The organism is Roseicyclus sp. (assembly GCF_018402035.1).
In the GTDB taxonomy this organism is placed as follows: domain Bacteria; phylum Pseudomonadota; class Alphaproteobacteria; order Rhodobacterales; family Rhodobacteraceae; genus Roseicyclus.
In genome coordinates, this window is the sequence record NZ_JAGYJN010000042.1 from 1 (window position 1) to 3,457 (window position 3,457).

At 64.1% G+C, this 3,457-nt stretch carries 5 protein-coding genes; 2 read left to right on the plus strand and 3 right to left on the minus strand.

Annotated elements, in window-relative coordinates:
• On the plus strand, positions 1-381 hold a 381-nt coding region (locus KG698_RS14815; RefSeq protein WP_213686318.1), incomplete at its 5' end, for a GNAT family N-acetyltransferase.
• 16 nt (positions 382-397) lie between these two features.
• Here KG698_RS14815 and KG698_RS14820 read toward each other — a convergent pair.
• The 3 genes from KG698_RS14820 to KG698_RS14830 form a co-directional block, all read right to left on the minus strand.
• Positions 398-898, minus strand: a complete 501-nt coding sequence (locus KG698_RS14820) for a hypothetical protein (RefSeq protein WP_213686319.1) — start codon at positions 896-898, stop codon at positions 398-400.
• 39 nt (positions 899-937) lie between these two features.
• Positions 938-1,495, minus strand: coding sequence for an ActR/PrrA/RegA family redox response regulator transcription factor (locus KG698_RS14825; RefSeq protein WP_213686320.1), 558 nt, complete (start codon positions 1,493-1,495; stop codon positions 938-940).
• A 95-nt stretch (positions 1,496-1,590) separates the two neighbouring features.
• Positions 1,591-2,232, minus strand: a complete 642-nt coding sequence (locus KG698_RS14830) for an SCO family protein (protein WP_213686321.1) — start codon at positions 2,230-2,232, stop codon at positions 1,591-1,593.
• 148 nt (positions 2,233-2,380) lie between these two features.
• On the opposite strand from KG698_RS14830, the gene regB reads away from it, so the two are divergent.
• Positions 2,381-3,457 (plus strand): sensor histidine kinase RegB (gene regB / locus KG698_RS14835; protein ID WP_213686322.1); only part of this gene is annotated, 1,077 nt, incomplete at its 3' end.

Below are 3,457 nucleotides of genomic sequence, written 5' to 3' on the forward strand. Positions count from 1 at the left end.
CCTGCCCGGCCCGAGGATTTCCTGCCCTTGATGTCGGGCCCGATGCGGGCCTGCCATGTCGCGGAAATCGGCGCCGCCATCGTGGGGTTTCAAGTCATTGAACCCCATGACGCGCTGCCGCCCGATGCGGCGGATATTTCCACCTTCGTGCAGCGCGGCAAGACGGGGCTTGGTATCGGGTCGGCCCTGTTCGAGGCGACGGCGCAGGCCGCGGGCGACCTGGGCTATCGTTGGATCAACGCCACGATCCGCGCCGATAACGAGGGCGGGCTGATCTATTACCAATCACGCGGCTTTCGCGATTGGCATCATTTGCACGATCAACGCCTTGGCAACGGCCTGCGCGTCGACAAGATCTGCAAACGCTTCGATCTGGATTGACCCGGCGCGCGGCGCCTCAGCGGAAGAAACAGGTTGTCCCGGCCCAGAGCAGGCGAATGCTGGCGTCATCCTCGGTCAGCAGGCCGAAGACATCACTGCGTGAAAATTCCGTGCCCAGCGACGTGACCTGAAAACTGACCTGCGGCATCGCCAGCCGGGACTGCGCGGCGCGAAACCCGCCCGCCACGGGCAGATCGGGGTCGGCATTGGTCCAGCCGACAAACTGTCCATCCTGGAAATTCAGCGTCAGCCCGTCATCCCATGACGCCGACGTTACCGGCCCCGCCCCGCATTCCACATTGGTGGTGATGGCATCGGGCCCCTCGTCCAGCAGCCGCGAGACGGTATCGATCACGCCTGCCTGTGCGCGGCCGAAATCGACGCGCAACTGGCTGACGGTCGGCTGGATGCCGCGCGCGTCGAGCGTCAGCACGGGCGGCTCGGGCTCACGCGGGGTGGTCACGCAGGCCGACAGGGCCAGCGCCACGGCAAAGGTCATCACGGCACAAAGGCGCATCGGTATCTCCCGACTCAGGGCGGCGGTTCGGGGGCTCTCTTAGCGCGGGCTGCGCTTGGCGAGAATACGTTGCAGCGTGCGGCGGTGCATGTTTAGCCGCCGCGCCGTTTCGCTGACATTGCGATCACACAGCTCATAGACGCGCTGGATATGCTCCCAGCGCACCCGGTCGGCCGACATCGGGTTCTCGGGCGGCGGCGGCAATTCTTCTTCATCGGCCAAAAGGGCGGCGGTGATGTCATTGGCGTCGGCAGGTTTCGACAAATAGTCGGTCGCCCCGATCTTGACGGCGGCCACTGCCGTTGCAATCGCGCCATAACCCGTCAGCACGACAATCCGGCAATCGGGCCGCTTGGCGCGCAGCGCCTCGACCACATCCAGCCCGTTGCCATCCTCAAGCCGCAGATCGACGACCGCATAGGCGGGGGGGCGGGCTGTCGCGATAGCCTTGCCGGCGGCGACGGACATGGCGGCCTCTACCTCGAAGCCACGCTTTTCCATCGCCCGTTCCAGCCGGCGCAGAAACGGTTCGTCATCATCCACAAGAAGCAAGGACTTGTCCGGTCCAATGTCTCTCAGGTTGCGATCCTGCGACATGCGGCGTCTCCTTCAGGTCGTTCAGCGGTTGAACCTTCTTACAGGCAATCGTCCAGACCGGTCAATTTGCGCCGCGCGGCCAGAGTGTCCAGCCCTTAACGCGCTGCATCCAGAAAACATTCCGTGCGTGTGGCCATGTCTTGCGGGGTGGTTTCGCGGTTGAAGAACTCCACGAAGCCATGATCGGGCAGCACAAGATAGGTGAATGCGGAATGATCCACGAGGTAATAGGGGTCGGTTCCGTCGTTGTTGCTGCGATAGAACACGCGGTAGGCGCGGGCGGCGGCATCGGTCTGATCCGGCGTGCCGGTCAGGCCCAGCATGCGCGGGTGGATATTGTCGGTGAAATCCGCCATCACCTCGGGCGTATCGCGCATCGGGTCGACCGAAATCATCGCGGGCAGCACGCTGTAGCCATCCGCCTCCAGGATATCGACCGCCTCGGCATTGCGCACGGTATCGAGCGGGCAGACATCGGGGCAGAAGGTATAGCCGAAATACAAGAGCGTCGGCTCGGTGATCACATCCGCGTCGGTCACCGTCTCGCCGGTTTCGCTGATCAGCGTGAAGGGGCCCCCGATCTGGCCCGCGCCACCCGCGACGACACTTGCGCGACACTGGCCGAACGGATCGGAGGATGCGCTTTGCCGGTTTTGTCCGATAGAGACGGCAACGGCCGCGCCAATGATCAAGACCCCGATCAGCGCGGCAGAGGCAAGGGCATAGGTGCGGGTCATCGTCTGTCCTTTCGGAGGGGCCTTTCGAATAGGCCTTGCGGAGGGGCGGCTCGGCGCGCGCGGTGCCGGGCCGCTCGGTCAACGTTGATTACCTATGCAGTCCGCCCTATCAATTCACGATCCGCCGCCTGTGACAGAAAGCCCCTGCATGGCAAACGTCTTTTCCGACCCGGCCCTCGATCTTGTTCGCCAGGATGCGCGCAGCGACTGGGTGCGGCTGCGCACGCTGCTGGTGCTGCGGTGGCTGGCGATCCTGGGTCAAACCGTGACCGTGGTCATCGCGTCCTTCTACCTTGGGCTGCGGGTGGAGCTGGGGCTGTGTTTTCTCGCCATCGGTGCCAGCGTGGTGTCGAACCTGATCGCGATGACGATCTTTCCCGAAAATCAGCGCCTCTCGGATCGCGACGCGATGCTGACCCTGTTGTTCGACCTGTCGCAGCTCAGCTTTCTGTTGTTCCTGACCGGGGGGCTGAACAACCCCTTTGCGCTCTTGATCCTGGCGCCGGTGACGATCTCGGCCACGGCGTTGACGGTGCGGTCAACCGCCATCCTGGGGCTTTTGGCGATCGCGATGATTTCGCTGTTGGGCCTGTTCCATGTGCCGCTGGCGACCCAGACCGGCGAGGTGCTGCAATTGCCTGAACTGTTCATCGGCGGGTTCTGGATTTCGATCGTGATCGGTATCGTGTTCCTGTCGGCCTATGCGCGGCGCATCACCCAGGAAACCCATTCGATGAGCCAGGCCTTGCTGGCGACCCAGATGGCGTTGGCGCGCGAACAGAAACTGACCGACCTGGGCGGCGTGGTGGCTGCCGCTGCGCATGAACTGGGCACGCCGCTTGCCACGATCAAGCTGGTGTCGACCGAATTGGTCGAGGAACTGGACGGTCATCCTGAACTGGCCGAAGACGCGCGGCTGATCCGCGACCAGGCGGATCGGTGCCGCGATATCCTGCGATCCATGGGGCGGGCCGGCAAGGATGACCTGCACATGCGGCAAGCGCCCTTTGGGGCCGTGGTGCGCGAGGCGGCGGAACCGCATGCGGGCCGGGGCATTGTCGTGCATCACGATTTCTGGCCCGACGCGGGCGCGCCTGAGGCGCAGCCCATCGTCTGGCGGAAACCCGAGGTCATCCATGGCCTGCGCAACCTCGTGCAGAATGCCGTCGATTTCGCCGTGACGCAGATCTGGGTGGATGCCTCCTGGGGCAATGGCGAGATCCGG